At 40.7% G+C, this 20,751-nt stretch carries 20 protein-coding genes; 6 read left to right on the top strand and 14 right to left on the bottom strand.

Features of this window, described 5'->3' with window-relative positions:
• Window positions 1-119 precede the first annotated feature (119 nt).
• From hemL to hemA, 6 genes are all read right to left on the bottom strand, one after another.
• Window positions 120-1,406 (bottom strand): glutamate-1-semialdehyde 2,1-aminomutase, encoded by a 1,287-nt coding sequence (gene hemL, locus IC619_RS01940; protein ID WP_191138430.1) that lies wholly within the window; start codon window positions 1,404-1,406, stop codon window positions 120-122.
• A gap of 138 nt (window positions 1,407-1,544) precedes the next feature.
• Entirely contained in the window at window positions 1,545-2,513 is a 969-nt protein-coding gene (hemB, locus tag IC619_RS01945) for a porphobilinogen synthase (RefSeq protein WP_191138431.1), read from the bottom strand.
• Between the two features lie 108 nt (window positions 2,514-2,621).
• Window positions 2,622-3,434, bottom strand: coding sequence for a uroporphyrinogen-III synthase (locus IC619_RS01950; protein WP_191138432.1), 813 nt, complete (start codon window positions 3,432-3,434; stop codon window positions 2,622-2,624).
• Window positions 3,435-3,438: 4 nt separating this feature from the next.
• Complete coding sequence (gene hemC, locus IC619_RS01955) at window positions 3,439-4,365, bottom strand: hydroxymethylbilane synthase (RefSeq protein ID WP_191138433.1); 927 nt, start codon at window positions 4,363-4,365, stop codon at window positions 3,439-3,441.
• A gap of 64 nt (window positions 4,366-4,429) precedes the next feature.
• Window positions 4,430-5,245, bottom strand: coding sequence for a cytochrome c biogenesis protein CcsA (gene ccsA, locus IC619_RS01960; RefSeq protein WP_191138434.1), 816 nt, complete (start codon window positions 5,243-5,245; stop codon window positions 4,430-4,432).
• A gap of 16 nt (window positions 5,246-5,261) precedes the next feature.
• The gene (gene hemA / locus IC619_RS01965) at window positions 5,262-6,605 is read right to left on the bottom strand and encodes a glutamyl-tRNA reductase (protein WP_191138435.1); all 1,344 of its coding nucleotides are present in this window, start codon (window positions 6,603-6,605) and stop codon (window positions 5,262-5,264) included.
• A gap of 212 nt (window positions 6,606-6,817) precedes the next feature.
• Here hemA and IC619_RS01970 point away from each other — a divergent pair, with 212 nt between their 5' ends.
• The 5 genes from IC619_RS01970 to map all read left to right on the top strand — a co-directional run bounded on the left by IC619_RS01970 (window position 6,818) and on the right by map (window position 10,883).
• On the top strand, window positions 6,818-7,831 hold the full coding sequence (locus IC619_RS01970; RefSeq protein WP_191138436.1) for an ABC transporter substrate-binding protein: 1,014 nt from the start codon (window positions 6,818-6,820) through the stop codon (window positions 7,829-7,831).
• Window positions 7,828-8,589, top strand: coding sequence for an ABC transporter ATP-binding protein (locus tag IC619_RS01975; protein ID WP_191138437.1), 762 nt, complete (start codon window positions 7,828-7,830; stop codon window positions 8,587-8,589). Before IC619_RS01970 ends, IC619_RS01975 begins: the two co-directional genes overlap by 4 nt.
• The gene (locus IC619_RS01980) at window positions 8,586-9,404 is read left to right on the top strand and encodes an ABC transporter permease (protein ID WP_191138438.1); all 819 of its coding nucleotides are present in this window, start codon (window positions 8,586-8,588) and stop codon (window positions 9,402-9,404) included. The genes IC619_RS01975 and IC619_RS01980 overlap by 4 nt, the downstream gene beginning before the upstream one ends.
• Window positions 9,405-9,611: 207 nt before the next feature.
• Window positions 9,612-10,082, top strand: a complete 471-nt coding sequence (locus IC619_RS01985; protein ID WP_191138439.1) for a hypothetical protein — start codon at window positions 9,612-9,614, stop codon at window positions 10,080-10,082.
• A gap of 54 nt (window positions 10,083-10,136) precedes the next feature.
• Window positions 10,137-10,883, top strand: a complete 747-nt coding sequence (map, locus tag IC619_RS01990; protein ID WP_191138440.1) for a type I methionyl aminopeptidase — start codon at window positions 10,137-10,139, stop codon at window positions 10,881-10,883.
• 28 nt (window positions 10,884-10,911) lie between these two features.
• Here the strand turns inward: map and IC619_RS01995 are convergent, their stop codons facing one another.
• Both IC619_RS01995 and IC619_RS02000 read right to left on the bottom strand, forming a co-directional pair.
• On the bottom strand, window positions 10,912-11,256 hold the full coding sequence (locus IC619_RS01995; protein WP_191138441.1) for a DUF2085 domain-containing protein: 345 nt from the start codon (window positions 11,254-11,256) through the stop codon (window positions 10,912-10,914).
• Window positions 11,257-11,268: 12 nt separating this feature from the next.
• Entirely contained in the window at window positions 11,269-11,514 is a 246-nt protein-coding gene (locus tag IC619_RS02000; RefSeq protein WP_191138442.1) for a hypothetical protein, read from the bottom strand.
• A 78-nt stretch (window positions 11,515-11,592) separates the two neighbouring features.
• Here IC619_RS02000 and IC619_RS02005 point away from each other — a divergent pair, with 78 nt between their 5' ends.
• Entirely contained in the window at window positions 11,593-12,159 is a 567-nt protein-coding gene (locus tag IC619_RS02005; protein ID WP_191138443.1) for a DUF6143 family protein, read from the top strand.
• Window positions 12,160-12,248: 89 nt separating this feature from the next.
• Here IC619_RS02005 and IC619_RS02010 read toward each other — a convergent pair whose 3' ends face one another.
• The 6 genes from IC619_RS02010 to clpX all read right to left on the bottom strand — a co-directional run bounded on the left by IC619_RS02010 (window position 12,249) and on the right by clpX (window position 20,733).
• A complete protein-coding gene (locus IC619_RS02010) occupies window positions 12,249-13,355 on the bottom strand; it encodes a D-alanine--D-alanine ligase (protein WP_191138444.1) in 1,107 nt (368 codons plus the stop codon).
• A 14-nt stretch (window positions 13,356-13,369) separates the two neighbouring features.
• Complete coding sequence (gene yihA / locus IC619_RS02015) at window positions 13,370-13,975, bottom strand: ribosome biogenesis GTP-binding protein YihA/YsxC (RefSeq protein WP_191138445.1); 606 nt, start codon at window positions 13,973-13,975, stop codon at window positions 13,370-13,372.
• Window positions 13,956-16,301: an endopeptidase La gene (gene lon, locus IC619_RS02020; protein WP_191138446.1), complete on the bottom strand. Its 2,346-nt coding sequence runs from the start codon at window positions 16,299-16,301 to the stop codon at window positions 13,956-13,958. The genes yihA and lon overlap by 20 nt, the downstream gene beginning before the upstream one ends.
• Before the next feature lie 75 nt (window positions 16,302-16,376).
• On the bottom strand, window positions 16,377-18,059 hold the full coding sequence (gene lonB, locus IC619_RS02025) for an ATP-dependent protease LonB (protein ID WP_191138447.1): 1,683 nt from the start codon (window positions 18,057-18,059) through the stop codon (window positions 16,377-16,379).
• Between the two features lie 92 nt (window positions 18,060-18,151).
• The gene (locus IC619_RS02030; protein ID WP_191138448.1) at window positions 18,152-19,294 is read right to left on the bottom strand and encodes a lipid II:glycine glycyltransferase FemX; all 1,143 of its coding nucleotides are present in this window, start codon (window positions 19,292-19,294) and stop codon (window positions 18,152-18,154) included.
• 176 nt (window positions 19,295-19,470) lie between these two features.
• On the bottom strand, window positions 19,471-20,733 hold the full coding sequence (gene clpX, locus IC619_RS02035) for an ATP-dependent protease ATP-binding subunit ClpX (RefSeq protein WP_191138449.1): 1,263 nt from the start codon (window positions 20,731-20,733) through the stop codon (window positions 19,471-19,473).
• Between the last annotated feature and the right edge of the window lie 18 nt (window positions 20,734-20,751).

A 20,751-nucleotide genomic window follows, 5' to 3' on the forward strand; every position in this document is an offset into this window, starting at 1 on the left:
CATTGCGCGTAGGTGCTTTACTTTATCTTTTGAGAGGGGTGAAGACCTCCACTTCTATAAGTGGGATTTCAATCTCCACCTGATTCCACGATGTTTCAGCTTTGACTGAGACGAGTTCACTACAAATTTTTGAGTGCCAGACGATTAGCTTCAAGTGTACGATCCAGATCTTTTTTTTGATGTGCAGTTGAAATAAACATGCCTTCAAATTGAGATGGAGGAATGAATATACCTTGAGCAAGTAGATTCCGAAAATATTTGGCAAAACGTCCTTTATCTGCTTGACTAGCCTGTTGATAGCTAGTCACTTTCTCCTCAGTGAAAAACAGACAAACCATCGATCCAACCCGGTTGATATGGTGCGGAATACCTAATTCCAGCGCATTTTTACGTAAACCCGCTTCTAAATAAGCACCTTTTTCTTCTAAATCATCATAAGCTTCACGTGTCATCTCAGTTAGTGTCAAATAGCCTGCCGTCATGGCGAGTGGATTACCGGATAACGTTCCAGCTTGGTAAACTGGGCCATCTGGTGCCATCTGCTCCATAATTTCACGCTTGCCACCATAAGCGCCCACTGGTAGACCACCCCCGATTACCTTACCCATGGTAGTTAAGTCAGGGATAATGCCATATCTACCTTGAGCAGAATAGTAATCCACACGAAAACCAGTCATCACCTCATCAAATATAAGTAAGCTCTTAAATTGCGTGGTTATCTCTCTTAATCCTTCTAAAAATCCTGGCTCAGGTGGCACAACACCCATATTACCAGCCACAGGCTCTAATATAACAGCAGCAATTTCCGTGCCGAATTTGGAAAAAGCAAGTTGTACACTCTCTAAGTCGTTATAGGGCACTGTTAGGGTATGTTGAGCTGTATTATCAGGTACGCCAGGACTATCTGGTAAACCTAGTGTAGCTACTCCAGAGCCTGCTTTAATCAATAAACTATCAGAATGCCCATGATAGCTACCTTCAAATTTTAAAATCTTATCTCGACCCGTATATGCTCTAGCCAACCTTAATGCACTCATTGTTGCTTCTGTTCCAGAATTGACCATCCGTACAATATCAACCGAAGGCATTCGTTCGGTAACCAGCCGCGCCATTTCCGTTTCTATTTCAGTAGGCGCACCAAAACTCGTTCCTTTTTCCACTATTTTTTTTATACCATCAACCACATTAGGATGTGCATGCCCTAAAATTAAGGGGCCCCAAGAGCCGATGTAGTCAATATATGTATTTCCATCAACATCGATCACATGTGCACCTATACCCTGATCAATGAAAATGGGATTCATTTCAACAGACTTAAAAGCTCTAACCGGACTATTTACTCCACCCGGTATCCATTTAATGGCTTCTTGATAATCAGCGATAGACCGATCATATCCTTTATGCATGAGATCACCTCTTCTATTCGTTTGTTTATGATATAGACTCTTTTGCATGCGCCTGCTCCGCCACGACCTGTCGGTCAAACCTAATGTTTATTTCTCCCTTCAGATTTTGGCTACGGAGGCCACGCTAATGCTCAAAGTTCAATTCAACTGCCACCGTGCAATATCTTTTGCATAATAGGTTAAAATCATGTCTGCCCCTGCACGTTTAAATGATGTCATCGATTCAAGGACAACTTGTTTTTCATCAATCCAACCGTTTTGTGCGGCTGCTTTAATCATGGCATACTCACCAGAGACTTGATAAGCTACAATAGGTAAATGGAATGTTTCTCTTATGCGATGAATGATATCTAAATAAGCTAATCCAGGTTTCACCATCAACAAATCAGCCCCTTCTTCCACGTCAGAGTAAGCTTCGCGTAATGCTTCTCTCGCATTGGCAGGGTCCATTTGGTACGTTCTCCGATCTCCAAATTGTGGCGTAGAATGAGCAGCATCTCTAAACGGCCCATAAAAGCTTGATGCATATTTTACTGCATAGGAAAGAATCGGGGTATCAGTAAAGCCCGCTTCATCTAATCCTTGGCGAATGGCCGCTACAAACCCATCCATCATATTGGAAGGAGCAATCATATCCGCACCTGCTTGCGCTTGTGAAATGGCCGTAGAGACTAATCGCTCAAGTGAAGCATCATTTGCCACTTCTCGATTTTCAATTACACCACAATGTCCATGCGAAGTAAATTGACAGAGACAGGTATCCGCAATCACATATAGCTGAGGGAACGAAGCTTTAATATGACGAATCGCACTTTGTACAATCCCTTGTTCATGATCCGCTCCACTTCCACATTCATCTTTTTCAGCTGGAACACCAAACACGATGATCGAAGTAATGCCTAAGTCCATGACTTCTTGTATTTCTTCTTGTAATTGGTCTATCGAAAAATGAAACACTCCAGGCATGGATGGTACTTCTGCTTTAATTCCTTCACCTGCAACAACAAAGATGGGATAGATCAAATCTTCAGTATGTATATGGTGCTCACGAATCATTTTACGAATGGCTTCATTTTGTCGTAGTCGACGATGACGTTTAAATAGCATTAAGATTCCTCCCGATGGTTAATTTGAGCCCACGTGTGTCAACATAGAAATGGTCGTGTATTTTGCTCTCCATGCACTTTCGGCTTGAAACACACTTCCTCATTTTGGTTATTTAAGACTACTGATTTGAATCAACGTATCTACTAATCCCTCTATCGTATATTTTGAGGTATGAAATTCTCCCACTAATCCTAGTTTATTAAGTGCTTCTGCTGTCACAGGTCCGATGCAAGCGATCGGTATTTGTTGCAGCTTCTCCCATAAATGAGATGCCTTTGCTTGAACAAGTTGAACTAAGCTACGCGCAGTAGATGGACTGGTCAGCGTGATCATATCAATCTGATCTTCCGACAATAATCCAATGATTTGCTCCGCATTCTCTGTCTCTGTTAACGTTTGATACATAATGACTTCAGTTACCTGACATCCCATCTTTGTTAATTGATTAGGAATGGTACGACGCGCCAGTGAAGAACAAGGAAATAAAACCCCATCACCATTATTTACATGAAATTGGAGCTCCTGAATGACAGCTTCAGCTTGAAATTCAGCAGGACAAATATCAATTTCAACCCCGTATCTTTCCATAGTCGCTTTCGTTTTGGCACCTACTGCTACCCATTTTACGTTTTGAAAACGACTGTGATTAAGTCCGCCTTCAATCACGTATTGAAAAAAATAGATTACAGCATTCACGCTTGTGAAAATGATCCACTTATAAGCTTCTATGTGTTCTAAAGCACGATCAAGCTTTGACAAATCTGAAGCCTTCACAATTCGAATCAATGGCAGTATAAGTGGTTTTCCACCTAGCGACTCTATTTTTTGTGACAACGCGTTACTCTGCTTTTGATCCCTCGTAATCAGTATACGTTGTCCATTTAAGGGCTTCTTTTCTTCATTTCTTGATTGAATGATCAATATTTCATCCCACTAGTCCATTGCGCACACGATCAAGCAAGTCTTCTGCTCCTTGTTCTTGTAACTCTTGTGCCAATTTTTTACCCACTTGCACGGGATCAGTACCGAGAGCAGCTCCATATATCATCTGTTTTCCTTCTGGATCACCAATTAATCCGCTCAATTGGATTTCACCGTTCATCCATTCCGCATAACCAGCTACCGGAAGATGACATCCGCCTTGAAAAGATTGTAAGAATGAACGTTCAGCTTGTACAGCACGAGCTGTTTCTTCATGGTTGATTTGGGCTAAACGCTCAATTAAAGCCGCATCATCCGCACGACATTGTATGGCTAGCGCTCCTTGTCCTACCGCAGGTAACATCTCTTTTACGCTTAGTTCATCGAATTGATCATAAGACATATTCATACGCGCTAACCCTGCAACAGCTAACACAATCGCGTCAAAAGTACCATTCTTTAATTTATCTAATCGGGTCCCTAAATTCCCTCGAATCGGTTTAACTACCAAATCTGGACGTAGCGATAAGATTTGAGATTGACGTCTTAAACTACTCGTTCCTACAACTGCACCGGCCGGCATTTCTTTTAAAGCACGACCATCTTGAGAAATAAAACAATCATGCGGGTTTTCTCTAATCGGTATAGCACCAATGGTTAAACCATCTGGCATCTCTCCGGGCATATCTTTCATACTGTGTACAGCAAAGTCAATCCTTTTTTCGAGCAAAGCTTGTTCAATTTCCTTTACAAAAAGTCCTTTTCCCCCTACTTTGGATAACGTGACATCTAAGATACGATCGCCCTTGGTGACGATTTTTTCTAAACTAACGTGTAAATTTGGGTCCATTTCTTGTAAGCGATCAATCACCCACTGGGTTTGTGTAAGCGCTAATTGACTTCTTCTTGTACCTACAACAATAGCATTCATCATATTCTCCTTACTGATGGGTGAATATCACACCATCTACGTCATTATAAATCAAAGGATGGGGTTACATCCAATTATGAAAGGATAAGCTTGATTGGGATAAAAAGTAGTTTAATAAGATAGTCAGAAACGATAGTGTATTCCACCATGCAATTCTTCGTCTTTGCCAGCTACTTGCTGTCCATTGTACCAAAACGCTCCCATACGCCAAGAGGACGAATAAGGAAGTCCATATTTTAAGATCTCGCCAAAAACCAGCGCCTACAAACTGATAAGCGTATAAGCTCCCCAGTACGATTGCAATGGTCATGAGAAGAACTCCTGCTATAACCAACCAATTCGAAAAGGAGAACAGCCGATCTAAGCTGGGCATCTGCATCGTAAAACGCGTCCACTTTTTTTTCTTTAACAAGTTGGTATGCACTAAATAAAGTAAGGTTCCGATACTTGAGAGCGAAAACGCAGCATAAGCTGCAATAGCCATACTCAAATGAACGAGGACTAGATTAGAAACATATAATTCCTGTAAACCGTCTGAAACATTTTGTATGACAAACACATGAATCATAAGAACCAAAAAACTGACAAAATTAGTTAAGAAAAATAAAAGCGGCATGGGATAAATAACGTGCATGATAAGCGTAAAGCTGACAAGCACCCATGAATATATAAAGAGTGAGTCAATCGGAAACATCCCTGGTAAGATTGACGCAGCTTGTAAGATAAAGACAAAGGATTGCAAAGCCCATACCAATAGCAGTAATCCATAACTAAGCCGTTTGCTCCGCTGATTAGCATGTAGCAAATCCGACAGTGCAAACACTAAACTGAGTGCAAATACATACACGATAAAATCAAATATCCAACGTTCAGCAAACACTTAACGCCCCTCCTTATCACTTACAAGCATACAGTGAAGACCGAGCATCCGTAGTTGCAGCTTCTTCTTTGTGCATCTCCTGCTGTTGGTTTTGCAGTTGCTGTTCAAGTGCAAACAGATGAACAAACATTTCTTTGGCTATATCTCGATCAGAGCCAATTGCGGATTCTTTAATCCGTTCGATTGGATCATGCAATAATTGATTGACAATGCTTTTAGTTTGCTTATTTAATACGCGCATCTCTTGTTCAGTCAAATGCGGTAGCTTCCTTTCAATCTTAATCATCGCTTCCGCCTGTGCTTCCAAATATTTCTCACGCAAGGCGGAAATAAGGGGGACTACACCAAGTGTATGCAACCACTGCTGAAACGCTAGCACTTCAGCTTCTATCCATCTTTTTACCCGCTCTGCTTCCTGCTGGCGCAAACTCATATTCGTATCTACTATACCTTTTAGATCATCAATATCATATAGAAAAGCTTGTTCGATCTGATGGATAGCAGGATCAATATCTCTTGGTACTGCAATATCAATAAGGAATAAAAGTGACCTTCTCGTTTTAATAACCGGCTCTACACTTTCTTTTGTTAATATCGGTTCGCCTGCTCCAGTAGAACTCACTACGATATCTGCTTCTTTTAAAGAAGGCATCAATTGATCCCAGCTGCGCGCTTCTCCTTGAAATTTAGCCGCCATTTCTTGTGCTTTCGCAAAAGTACGATTAATGACAAGCACTCTTGTTGCACCCGCTGCATGAAAATGTTTAGCTGTTAATTCACTCATTTTCCCTGCGCCGATGAGCAATATCGTTCGATTGCGAAATGAATCAAATAGTTTTTTCCCTAGTTCAACTGCAGCATAACTGACAGATACAGCATTTTGTCCGATTTCAGTTTCGGTATGCACCTTTTTTCCAAGCGTGATAGCCTGCTTAAATAATGTGTTAAACACTGTACCCGTGGCCTGCTGCGCTTGTGCAGCAAAGAAAGCTTGTTTCACTTGACCTAGGATCTGTGTTTCTCCTATAACGAGTGAATCGAGCCCACAAACCACATGCAAAAGATGAGAGACTGCGTCTTGATTATGCAAGATATAAAGGTGAGACACAAATTCCTCGCGTGGAATTCGAAACCAGCTCTCTAAAAAGGTTTTTGCATAATACTCGCCAGTGTGCAACTGATCGCATACCAAGTAAAGCTCCATTCGATTACAAGTGCTTACGATCACACATTCCAACACACTCTTCATATCTCGTAAAGTACGAATTGCCAAATCTAGACGTTGCTCAGAAAAAACAAGTCTTTCTCTAATTTCAACAGGTGCTGTTTTATGATTAAAACCAATCACGATTGTATGCATTCAAATTCACCTCGAATCTTTGAAGTAGCTAATCGCAACTTCGATCCAACTCCATAATATCAGTACAAGTTATTATAACATAGCAATCTCATTTCCCAAGGTGACCCTGTGAACACATTTTGAAGGCGCATTTTTTCATACCGTTCCTTAGCCGTATGCTCGAGCATCACTTGGTTCATCTATCAAAATCTAATTCTATTGAGGTGATCGACATGTATCGCGTTAAAAAGTTAGTGATTGGGCTCATGATCATCTTACTCACCTTACTTGTCGCTTGTCAAAGTACAGATGTTCAAGACAAAAAGGTAGAAACCATCACTTTGGTAGAAGTGACTCACTCTATCTTTTATGCCCCACAGTATGTATCTAAAAACCTCGGTTTTTTTACTGAAGAAAATATTGAAATTGAATGGGTTAATGGGAATGGTGGCGACAAGACGATGACCGCCCTATTAGCAGACCAAGCAGATATCATTTTGGTTGGTGCCGAGGCAGGCCTTTATGTCACTGCTCGTTCTCAATCTACGGATATCATCGCTTTTGCACAATTAACACAAACAGATGGAAGCTTCTTAGTTGCGCGTCATCCCATCACACCGTTCACATGGGAGCAACTAAAAGGAAAAACGTTGCTTGGACAACGTCGAGGTGGCATGCCACAGATGGTAAGCGAATATGTACAAAAACAAAATCAAATCATCCCTCACCAAGATGTAGCCCTCATTCAAAATATTGATTATAAAAACTTGAGTAGTGCTTTCGTAGCAGGTACAGGCGATTTTGTCCAATTATTCGAGCCAATGGCTTCCAAAATAGAAGCGCAAGGTTATGGAAAAATTGTAGCCTCATTTGGTACAGAAAGTGGCCATCTTCCTTACACCTGCTATGTGACCAAAAAAAGCAAACAGGAACCGGAATTACTGAAACGGTTTACACGAGCCATTCAAAAAGGACAAAGCTGGGTGAAAACCCATTCGGCCACTGAAATTGCGAGCGTCATTCAAGAAGACTTTCCAGATATCAGCAAAGAAAACCTTATTCAAGTGGTTGATCGCTATAAAAAGCAGGCGTCTTATGCAGAAGACACGATTATCGACGAGGAAGAGTATCAGCGCATGCTTACCATTATGAAGGAAGCGAATGAGTTGCCCAAGGTCATCCCTTACGATCTTTATATTAATACCACCTATGCCGAGGAAGTGAAACAGGAGTTGAAACAAGAATGAGCACATATGTGGAAGTGCGTGATCTTACCCATCGATATTGGGACGTGAAAAGCGAAACGATCGCACTAAAAGAGATTAGCTTCTCCTTAAAAGAAGGTTCGTTTCTAGTAGTAGTGGGGTCAAGTGGCTGTGGAAAAAGTACGTTATTATCGATTCTTGCGGGCCTATATCCCATTCATGAAGGGTTCATTACCATTGACGGCAACTCGCTCGCCTCATGCCAAAAGCGAATCGGCTATGTTCTCCAAAAAGATGCTTTGTTGGCTTGGCGAACGATTAAACAAAATGTACAACTCGGCCTTGAAATACAAGGCATTGCCACATTGAAAAATAAGCAGTACGCATTTGACTTACTCGATCAAGTGGGGTTAGGTCATGTCGGGGATCATTATCCTCATCAACTTTCTGGCGGAATGAGACAACGTGTTGCTTTAGCGCGCACCTTAGCTGTAAAACCCGATCTTTTATTACTCGATGAGCCCTTTTCCGCTCTAGACATTAAAAATAAAATCCATTTAGAAACCCTTTTAAAGTCGATTCACAAGCAGCAGAAAAAGACCACGATCTTAGTTACCCATGACTTAGAAGAAGCGATTGCGCTGGGAGATGATGTATTGGTTTTGTCAGGCCACCCCGGTACGGTCCGCAAAATCATGAAAATTCCCGATAGCATTAAGAATATTCCCCCACTTGAAGTCAGAGGTCATACGCTTTTTAGATCTCTTTTTGAAGAACTATGGAGAGAGGTTGACTTATGAAACAAATGATTACACTGGAAAAAGGAGCACAAAGTACTCATCATGCTCGCTTTTTGCGTAAATATCGACTTCAAAATTTAAGTGTTTGGATAGCACGACTGACACTACTTTTTTTATTGATCGGAGGATGGGAATGGGCAAGTCAAAAGGGTTATATCGATCCTTTTCTGTTTAGTAGCCCCACACTCATCCTTAAAGAAGCGCAACACCTGATACAAGAAGGTGTGTTTTTCACTCATATCTTACAAACCTTCTTAGAAACCACAGTCGGTTTTTTAGGTGGTACATTACTAGGTATTATATTAGCAACCATCATTTGGGCTTCTCCTTTCCTTTCGAAAGTATTAGATCCTTATCTTGTGGTGTTAAACAGTTTACCGAAAGTTGCACTAGGTCCTATTTTTATCGTTACGTTGGGTGCAGGTTTCGTCTCTATCATCGCCATGGCAATCGCCATCACCATTATTATTACAACTTTAGTTATCTACAACAGTTTTCAAACTGTAGACCCAAATTACTTAAGACTCGTACGCTCCTTTGGTGCAAATCGCTTTCAACTCTATCGTCTAATCATCTTTCCAGCTTGTATACCAAACATGATTGCGGCGCTGAAAGTGAATGTAGGCTTAGCGTGGGTAGGTGTCATTGTCGGTGAATTTCTTGTATCCAAGGCTGGACTCGGTTATCTGATTATATATGGATTTCAAGTATTTAATTTACATTTAGTTATGATGAGTCTTGCCATTATTGCGATTTTAGCGACGCTTATGTATCAAGCGATTGCCTTCATCGAACATCGTTTCAAACATATCTAAGGATTTACGAAAATAATTGGTTAGTGATAGAATATTATAAACCTCACTGATCTATGTGTAGCAGAAGTATTTGAAAATGATACAATATCTGATGCCCACATATCATTTATTAGCAGAATAAGTAAGTCTATACGCCATCACTTAGCGGAACGGGCATGATGGGTGAAAACCACCACACTTGATCCAAAGCGAAGGAGCTTTGAAGTTATGAAATCAAAATCTATCGGATTCCTACTCTTACTGATCGGTATTTTCATTTCCCTTATTAAATCAGGATTAGCTCCTCTTCAATCTTTTATGGATTGGCCCTTTTTATTCTTTTTCGGCGGTTTACTTTTGATCTTTATCGGATACGCGAAAAATAATAGTATTCTCACTTTATGGGGCGGGATTCTGGCCACTTTAGGTATTTCAGTCTGGGGTCACCGTCATGTGACAGCTTGGCCTACCCACTGGTCTTTTCTGATCGGATTATTAAGTATTGCATTCTTCATACAATTTGTCGTAAATCGTAATAAAATCACCGCGACAATTGGTTTCTTATTGTTACTTGTGGCCTTTTTTGCATGGCCTGGCATAGTAGGTATCCCATACATCGCTCCAATAGCCGAAGTCATCAACCAATTCTGGCCTGCTCTTCTTATCATGATCGGCTTGATTTTCTTAGTAAAAAAATAAGACCATTCGTGATTAAACTTAATCGTACGTTTTTCATCAAAAAGGAGGCTCAAAATGATTACCATTAACACAAATGAAGAAATCCAGAAGATTGCCCGTTCAGGTGAGATATTAGCTGCTTGCCATCGTGAATTAGCGAAACGAATAAAGCCTGGTGTAACGACATGGGAGATTGACCAATGGGTTGAGGACTATTTAGCGCAAAACGATGCGATCCCTGCGCAAAAAGATTTCATGGGTTATCCTTATGCCACATGCGCTTCAGTTAATGATACAGTATGTCATGGTTTCCCACAAAAAACACCATTAAAAGATGGAGATATTGTAACGATTGACATGGTGGTTAATTATAAGGGATGGTTGGCCGACTCAGCATGGAGTTATGCTGTCGGGTCCATTTCCAAAGCAAATACGCATCTATTAAAGATCACTGAAGCAGCTTTATATAAAGGAATCGAGCAAGCGATACCCGGTAATCAAATTGGGGATATCTCACACGCCGTTCAATCCCATGCCGAAGCACACCATTTGTCGGTAGTACGCCCTTTCCTTGGTCATGGAATAGGCAGGAAGCTTCATGAACCACCTGAAGTGCCACATTACGGTAAGGCTGGAACGGGTCCTCTTTTAAAAGCTGGGATGGTCATTACAATTGAACCTATTCTAACACTCGGCTCTCATCATGTGCATATATTAGAAGACGGGTGGACAGCCAAAACAATCGATGGAAGCTGGTCAGCACAGTATGAACACACCATCGCAATTACAGAACACAAACCGCTCATTTTGACCAAACAATAGGAGCATAAGGAAGTGTCACGACACTTCCTTATGCTCCTATCCATTTCTCTACAAGCCCGTAGGCACTTTTCACTACAATAAAGGAAAGGCCTATCCCACTTAATAAGCCTGTAATCACTCTAAGTCTATTATTACTCTCCCTCCAACCCCATAGCTGCGTAAATCCATCTACGAGTAGGGGAAGCTGGAGAATAACCCCCCATAACCAAGAAAATGAGTTCGGTATAAAAACAAATACAGGTATACTCACATAACCCAGCAAAATGCTCATACATCGCGCACATAATGGGAAGGTTTGGCCTCTTAGCTGTATACTCCGTTCTACTTTCCGATGACACGGCACCCATTTGAGTATATGGGCTAATGTCTCCATATGTTTATCTCCTTAATCGCCTATATTTCCACAATCGATGCAATCACAAATTCCACTTGAAGAAAAAGCAATATCGCCACAGCATGAATCGGATCTGTTGTTTTTCTGTTGTTGCCGGCGATAATACCAAGTTCCCATCATACTCATACAGATCGATACAGCCAGTACAATTCCAGCTTCTAGATACGCTTTCTCCCAAAATAGAACAGCTGCGGTTAGATATAATGTCAGGTTAATTGTACACAAAACAAAGAACATGTTATATCATGACCTCCCTCAAAACCGTTTCAAAATTATACATTTTCGCATAGGATACGATAGAAAAGGGAAAGGTAGGTGACCGCTATATACTTTCACTCATTTTCTATCCCCACTACGCTTCACAGCTATTCAAATGCAATTGCCAGCCTACCCTACTCATTTTTTCATTCGATTAGGCGTAGATATCACATTGGGCAAACGGGATATTTATTTACAAATCCGAATAAAGGATCATGGGGTGCTCTATTAAACCCGGCAAACTCACGTGTATGTATTCGGACATTATTAATCGCCATCACAAACTTTTCCACATACGCTTCGCTTCATGCCTCTATTTCGTTTAATGCCTACCCTTCTGGCCATAAATTACTTTCTCCTCATATTGCAACTCTGCGAAGCATCAATCCGATTCGCCCCTATGCCAGCGTTTTATATAACCCGACAGGAAACCTAACGATCGGACAAAGCCACTTAGAAGAGACCGTATTTCCGTACACCATCAGTGCTTCGATAACCGAAACACCGCTCACTTTAATGCCAGGAGAAATCATTACAATCTACCTCAGAAATCATACTTCTTCTTCTAGGTCACAAATTTCTTTCGGTTGGTATGAGGAAGCATTACCTACTTATTCAAGATAGTGGAGACATCGAAATGCCTCCACTATTTCAAATCTATTTTATGAGATGATTCGTCTTTTATTTTAGTGAAGCGACATCACTAAAATATTTTAATTCATATCTAAAGTTGTAATCAGTTCCGATTTTTCACGATAGCGTGTAATAGCCAATTGAATTAGTTCTGCGATGACCGCTTTGTAAGACAAGCCAGATTCCGCCCACAAATGTGCATACATACTGTATGGGGTAAATCCAGGCATGGTATTAATCTCGTTAATCAAGATTTCTCCATTATCTTTACGAACAAAAAAATCTACCCGCGATAGCCCTGAGCAATCAAGTGCTTGATAAGCTCGAATAGCAAGTTCTTGAATTTGGGCTTGTGTTTGTGATGGTAAATCAGCAGGAATCTGCATGGTCGACTCTCCATCAACATACTTCGCTTGGTAATCGTAGAAATCACCTGATGAAATGATTTCACCCACAACGGATGCTTTCGGATCATCATTTCCCAAAACTGCCACTTCAATTTCACGTGCAGGAATAAATTCCTCTACGATTATTTTACGATCATACTTACCTGCTAATGCTAAAGCAGCTTGTAATTCGACCCGATTTTCCGCTTTCGATATCCCCACACTTGAGCCTAAGTTTGCTGGTTTAATAAAACACGGATAACCTATAGTGGACTCAATTTGTGCGTACACAACCTCTACATTTTTAATGATTTCAGATTTTAAGAAGTACATATATGCACCCTGCGGAATTCCGGTTTGTGCAAATAACTTTTTGGCTATCACTTTATCCATCGCTACTGCTGAAGCTAGCACGCCCGCTCCTACATATGGAACATCAGCAATTTCAAGTAAACCTTGCATCGTACCATCTTCTCCAAATGTACCATGTAGCACCGGGAATACGACATCAACCTCTTCTTTTGAGAAAGTAGGACCGTTTTCTATTTCTTTTTTTTCACTACTAGCGATGGGTAAACTTCCTTGTAGTCTTTCCAGTATTTCTGTGTTTAAATGTGCAGCAATCATCTGTATAGATGAAGCACCTTTCACCCATTCCCCTCGCTTGGAAATACCAATTGGAATCACATCATATTTTTCTGGATCCATCGCTTGGATAACAGATGCCGCTGACGATAATGAGACATCATGCTCACCTGATTTCCCACCAAACAAAACGGCGACTCGAAGTTTTTTGGTCAAAACAGTTCATCCTCTCATATGTCTCTTTTATCGTAATGATTAAGATGTGAATAGATTTCATTCCACAATTTCTCTTTACCATATGAAGTTTGGGAAGAAAAAAGAATTACAGGATCATTACGATCTACCAGTAAGGCCTCTTTAATGATTTTAATGTGTTTTTGCCAGTGTCCTTTTGTAACTTTATCGCATTTAGTCGCCACGATGATAACGGGGAGCTCATGATACTTTAAGAAATGATACATGTTATAGTCATCTTCACTTGGTTTATGACGAATATCAATCAACTGTATGACTGCCTTTAAAGGCTCTCTTGAGGTGAAGTATGTTTCCATCATCTTTCCCCACTGTGCTTTCACACTTTTAGGTACACGTGCAAAACCATAGCCAGGGACATCGGCAAAGTGGAAGGAATCATTTATTCGATAAAAGTTTATCGTTTGCGTTTTCCCCGGTGTAGAACTTGTTCTCGCTAATTTTTTACGTTGGATCAGCGTATTAATAAGTGATGATTTTCCCACATTAGAACGCCCAGCCAGAGCGATCTCTGGCAGGGCGTCATCGGGATATTGGGTAGGCTTTACAGCACTAATGACAATTTCAGCTTTTGTTACTTTCATTAAAATCCCTCACTAAAGCAAGCTTTAACACTTCATCCATGTGACTCACAGGGGTGAAAGTTAAGTCGTTTAATATACTTTCTGGAATATCTTCCAAATCTTTTTCATTCTCTTTAGGGAACAAGACATGTTTAATTCCAGCTCGATGCGCACTTAATGACTTTTCTTTTAGTCCACCAATAGGTAGAACACGCCCTCTTAGCGTAATCTCACCCGTCATGGCAACATCTCTAGATACTGGAATATCCGTTAGAGCCGATACCATCGCAGTTACCATCGTAATCCCGGCCGAAGGGCCATCTTTTGGCGTTGCTCCTTCTGGAATATGGATATGAATATCATATTTTTCGTGAAAATCTGGCGCAATGTTAAAAAAATCTGCTCGGGAGCGGATATAACTAAAAGCAGCTTGTGCAGATTCTTGCATCACATCGCCTAACTTTCCAGTCAGCATAAGCTTTCCTTTTCCCGGTAAAACAGAAACTTCTATAGATAGTGTATCCCCACCCACTTCAGTCCAAGCAAGTCCTGTAACCACGCCAATATGGTCCTCATCTTCTGCTTTTCCATAGCGGACCTTTTCAGCTCCAAGATACTGCGGTAAATTTTTTTCAGTAATAATAATTCGTTTTCGATTGCCTGCCAATAATTGTTTGGCAGCTTTTCGACAAAGCGTGGCAATGGTACGCTCTAGATTACGTACACCAGCTTCCCTTGTATAATTTCGAATGATCTTAAGCATAGCTTCTCGCTTAATTTGCATCTGCTCTTTGCTAAGTCCATGCTCTTTTAATTGCTTAGGATACAAATAGGTCTTGGCAATTTGTTCTTTCTCTAATTCTGTATATCCTGAAATTGTTAAGACTTCCATTCTATCTAATAATGGACGTGGAATTTGACTCACAGCATTTGCAGTCGTAATAAACATGACATTCGATAAATCATACGGAAGTTCAATATAATGATCACTAAAGGTTGTGTTTTGATTGGGGTCAAGTACCTCTAGTAAAGCTGAAGATGGGTCGCCTCGGAAGTCCATGGCCATTTTGTCAATCTCATCTAATAAAAAGACAGGATTTTTACTGCCAGCCGATTTCATACCTTGAATGATTCTACCTGGCATTGCCCCTACATATGTACGACGGTGTCCTCTAATCTCAGCTTCATCACGAACACCACCTAGCGATATTCTTACGAAATTACGTCCAAGCGACCTAGCAATAGAGCGCGCCAAGGAAGTTTTACCTACCCCTGGAGGGCCGGCTAAACATAGTATTGGACCTTTCATCACCTTTACCATTTTTTGTACAGCTAAGTACTCAAGTACACGCTCTTTCGCTTTTTCTAAACCATAATGATCTTCATCTAATATTTTTTCTGCTAAATGAATATCTAAATCATCCATGGTTTCTTTCTCCCACGGCAACTCTAGTAACCACTCGATATAAGTTCGTACGACTCCCCCTTCAGCTGAACTAGTAGGAATTTTCTCTAAACGATCAATTTCTTTCGAAATCTTTTCTTTAACCGTATCTGCAGCTTCTATATTTTGTAATTGCTCTCGCAACTCTTCGGCTTCAGATAAACGACCTTCTTTATCTCCTAACTCACGCTGTATCGCTTTCATTTGTTCACGTAAATAATATTCTTTCTGTGTTTTTTCCATTTGTTTTTTCACACGTGAACTAATTTGTTTTTCTAGCTCTAACACTTCTTTTTCATCATGGATGTGACTCAATAACTTTTCAAGCCGCTCTTTCACATCCAAAATCTCCAGAATTTCCTGTTTATCTGGTATCTTGAGTGGCAAATGTGAAGTGACCACATCTGCAAGACGTCCTGGCTCTTCTATATCAACTACAGCTGAATAGGTTTCTGTTGATAATTTTTTAGATAATCTTAAATATTGTTCAAAGTGATCCAAGACAGTTCGCATTAAAGCTTCTATATCCTTACCTTCATGTTGGATCTCTTCAATTTCTTGATATCGCACCTGATAAAATGCTTCAGAATCCGCAAATTCTCGAATTGTAGCACGACGTAGTCCCTCTACTAAAACGCGAATCGTGCCATTAGGTAACTTTAACATTTGACGCACTTTGGCAATCGTTCCAACGCTATAAATGTCATTCTCATCTGGCTCTTCAATTTGAACCTCTCGTTGGGTAGCGAGCAGGATTAGACTCTCGTCATCAACCATTGCATGCTCTAAAGCTTGTACAGAGCGATCTCTGCCTACGTCTAAATGTAGGACCATTGTAGGAAAAACCAATACACCTCTTAATGGTAACAGAGGTAATATTTGTTCCTCTATTTTTACAGCCATACCTGCACCTCCATTGCTGTCAACAGGGAACTTTACTCAGCTTTGTCTGATTTTATCTTATTCCTTATCTTTTGTCTATGTATCCCCTTTTAAGGTGACAAAAGACGAAGGCTGAAGCACCTCTGTCAACACCTGTTCCTCAATTTCGTTTATATCAAACGCCCATTTAAAAACTTCATCAATCCGATCCACTGGAATAACCTTTATTTCTTCGTACGTATGAAAAATGGCTTGCATATTGCTTGCTGGAATGATTACACGTTTTGCTCCCGCTTGTCTAGCTGCATCAACCTTTGCGATCACACCGCCGACCCCTTTCACATGACCATGAATACCAATTTCACCGGTCATCGCTAACAAATGATCAACTGGCTGATTCTTCATGGCTGAATAGATGGCGGTTGCCATTGTGATTCCAGCAGAAGGACCATCTAATGGAATTCCTCCCGGAAAATTGATATGCAAGTGATACAGATCGGGTCTTTCTCCTAAATTACGTAGAACAGTCAGCACATTTTCAACAGAACCGCGTGCCATACTTTTTCTGCGTAGTGTCCGTTGTTTACCACCCATCTCTTCCTCATCAACAAGACCTGTAATTTGAACACTACCACTCCCCTGCTCTACACGCGTTGCAGAAACTTCTAATTCGAGCACGGTACCTAAATTAGGCCCATAAACCGCGAGCCCCGATACTACACCTACTGCCGGTTTTTCGGGCATGGCCTTCTCCGGTCGTGGACTTAATTGACTACTATGCACCACCCATTCCACGTCTACTGTTTCGATTTGTCGTCTTTTCTCGGCCATCGCTAATCCAATTGATGTTTGGACGATATTAACAGCATCTCTTCCATTTGTGGCATATTTTTGTATGACGCGAATGGCCTCTTCTTCATAATGGAAACCAACACGCTCTAATGCTTGTATAGCTACTGTTTCGATTTCAGTGGCTAATAATGGGCGAAAATAGATTTCCATACAACGCGAACGAATCGCAGGTGGAATCTCATCAGGAGTTCTTGTCGTTGCTCCAATCAGTCTAAAATCTGCTGGTAGACCATTTTGAAAAATATCATGGATATGACTAGGTGTCTGGTGATCTTCGGAGCTATAATAAGCACTCTCGAGATAAACTTTGCGATCTTCTAATACTTTAAGTAGCTTGTTCATCTGAACGGGATGTAATTCTCCAATCTCATCAATGAAAAGAACACCACCGTGTGCCTTGGTAACCGCTCCCTGTTTGGGTTGGGGAATGCCCGCCACTCCCATCGCTCCAGCACCTTGATAAATGGGGTCATGCACTGATCCAATCAGCGGGTCTGCAATCCCTCTTTCATCAAAACGGGCAGTTGTTGCGTCTACTTCAACAAACTTGGACGAAACATTAAAAGGTGAGTCACTATTTTTCTTAGCTTCTTCTAAAATACAGCGTGCCGCTGCTGTTTTCCCCACTCCTGGTGGACCATATATGATCACATGTTGGGGGTTAGAACCACATACTGCTGCTCTTAGAGCCCGTATTCCCTCTTTTTGGCCGACAATATCTGCTATACGGTGTGGCCGCGTTTTTTCTGCTAAAGGCTCTGTGAGCGAAACTTGTCGCAAACGAGTTAACTTATCCATTTCTTTACGCGCTTCTTTATCTGCTGCACTTCGACTTGTATGTTGACTTCGTATCAAATTCCAAAAATACATCCCGATCACAACTGAAAAAAACACTTGTAAAAACATGAGTACAGCCGTCCAACTCATATTCATCCATCCCTTTCATCGGTGTCACCTTTCTAATGGTAGTATGACCTCGATTTAAAAGGGATATGATTTGTTTTTCGCTCAGATGTCCATCATTTTTTTCCTTTTTTCATATACATATCAAAAGCCCAATGCAACATAGGCATAACAGGAAAATCCCATTCTCCCATCAACTCATGCACTTCTCCTCCAAACCCAAGTTTATATTGTAAGATTGGGTCAGCTGCATGTTCTTCATCAATCTGATTATGAACACCCTGAAAATCATAAGTACGATCTCCCAATGCGTAAGCATCTTGAATCATTTTCCAACGCATCAGATAGGAACCAGGCTCATGCGCTTCATAGCTTGTACAGGCACTATAAAGTTCCCAAAAATGCCCATCCACCCTAACGGTTAGTGCTGCACTCAAGTATTGATCTTGTTTTTTCGCAAAATATAAACGAATGCGACTCACATCTTCCATTTTCAAAGATTGGAACATCGTATTAAAATATTGAAGTGTGCGAACTTCTGACTGTTCACGCTTTGCGGTACTACGCAAGAGATCATGAAAATGAACTAACTCGCTTTCATCACCTTCACTAATCTGAATACCCTCATCATCAGCTTTTCGAATCTGATCTTGTACCAACGGATCAAAATCAACAAAAAGTTGGTTGAGTGATTTACCTTTCATATTTAAACGATAGACAAAAGTGGGTTGAACCGTATCAAAGCTCTCTTGTGTCATCCATTTGCGCCATCCCATTTTATCTAATTCTTGACCGATATATTCAACACCATTATAGATCACATCGGATGAAATATCTGTAATTCGTTTATTACTTAGTCCATAAGATTGAAACTCTTGCCTTCCAGACGCGATATTTTTACTACTCCATTTTTGTCGTGTTAGAGGTGGATCCATCTTCAGGCTAAAAACTTGCTTTGTTTTTAAATACTGAAATAATGGATCAAACCACTGATGGATGGGTATCTGACCAAACCAATCGATTAGTGGACCTCTTGGTATGTACGCTAAGTGTTTATTAATTCCGGGTACTTTTCGGTATAAAATTAAAGCACAGCCCACAAGCACATCCGAACTTGAAAACCAACCGATATAATCGTAAGTCCATTTCCATTCTGTTTTGAGATCAGCCCAAGATGGATATTGATAAAAATTACGATATGGGTGTTTTGCGATAAAATTCAAATAATCATGACGACTGACTAAATCTACCTTAAACATGTATTTCGCCCCTTGCTATCATCAGAAAAATGAGCCGTATGCATACCATTGTAGCATAATAAAATGAATTGCTCTTCATTTCTCATCGTTAAAGTATCGCTTTTTCTTCCTGTAAGTAAATACAAATAGACCCGCTCTACACATAAAAGTGTCGCGGGTCTGTTTGTCACTTACAATTAAGCACTTTCTTCTTTTTTATTGACAATCCTTCCTTCTCGCGTGGTCAAGCTCGGAGGAACTTTATCCAAAATCGTTTCTTTCGTAATCGTACATTTCTTGACATCATCGCGTGATGGCAGGTCAAACATCACATCCAACATCACGGATTCGATAATGGCACGTAGGCCCCGCGCTCCGGTTTTACGTTTAATCGCTTCTTCCGCAATCGCTTGGAGTGCACCTTCTTCAAAGTCCAAATCGACATTATCCATATCTAATAGTTTGGTGTATTGTTTTACCAGTGCATTCTTTGGCTCAGTAAGAATCTGAATTAAAGCATCTTCATCTAATGGCTCCAATGTAGAAATGACTGGTAAACGTCCTACAAATTCAGGGATTAAACCAAACTTAAGTAAATCTTCAGGTAGCGCCATTTTGAGGTATTCACCTGGTTTAAGGTCCGATTTTTGGGAATCCATTCCAAAGCCGATTACTTTCTTCCCTATTCGTCTCTTAATAATGGTTTCCAATCCATCAAAGGCTCCACCACAAATAAATAAGATGTTGCTTGTATCAATTTGAATAAATTCTTGATGTGGATGCTTGCGTCCGCCTTGCGGTGGCACACTGGCAACTGTTCCCTCTAAGATTTTAAGTAGTGCTTGTTGCACACCCTCACCAGACACATCTCTCGTAATCGAAGGGTTTTCAGATTTGCGTGCGACTTTATCGATTTCATCAATATAGATGATTCCACGTTCTGCTTTTTCCACATCATAATCCGCAGATTGAATCAACTTAAGCAAGATGTTTTCAACATCTTCTCCTACATAACCCGCTTCGGTAAGCGAGGTCGCATCTGCAATCGCAAACGGTACATTCAGGATCTTAGCTAACGTTTGTGCAAGCAACGTCTTACCGCTACCTGTTGGACCAATCATCATAATATTACTTTTTTGCAACTCGACATCTTCTGATTTTTGGCCTGCATTGATCCGTTTGTAGTGATTATAGACAGCTACCGAAAGTGATTTTTTAGCTGTTTCTTGGCCAATCACATACTGTGCAAGTATCGATCGAATTTCTTGAGGTTTAGGGAGACTTTGCAAGTCCATTTCTTCTTCCGTCCCAAGCTCTTCTTCTACTATTTCATTACATAGCTCGATACACTCATCACAAATATATACCCCTGGACCAGCTACCAATTTACGAACTTGATCTTGTGACTTCCCACAAAAAGAACATTTTAGTTGCCCTTTTTCTTCATTAAATTTGAACAACTGTCGTCACCCCTTTCA

The organism is Polycladospora coralii (genome assembly GCF_014773435.2).
Classification (GTDB): domain Bacteria; phylum Bacillota; class Bacilli; order Thermoactinomycetales; family Thermoactinomycetaceae; genus Polycladospora; species Polycladospora coralii.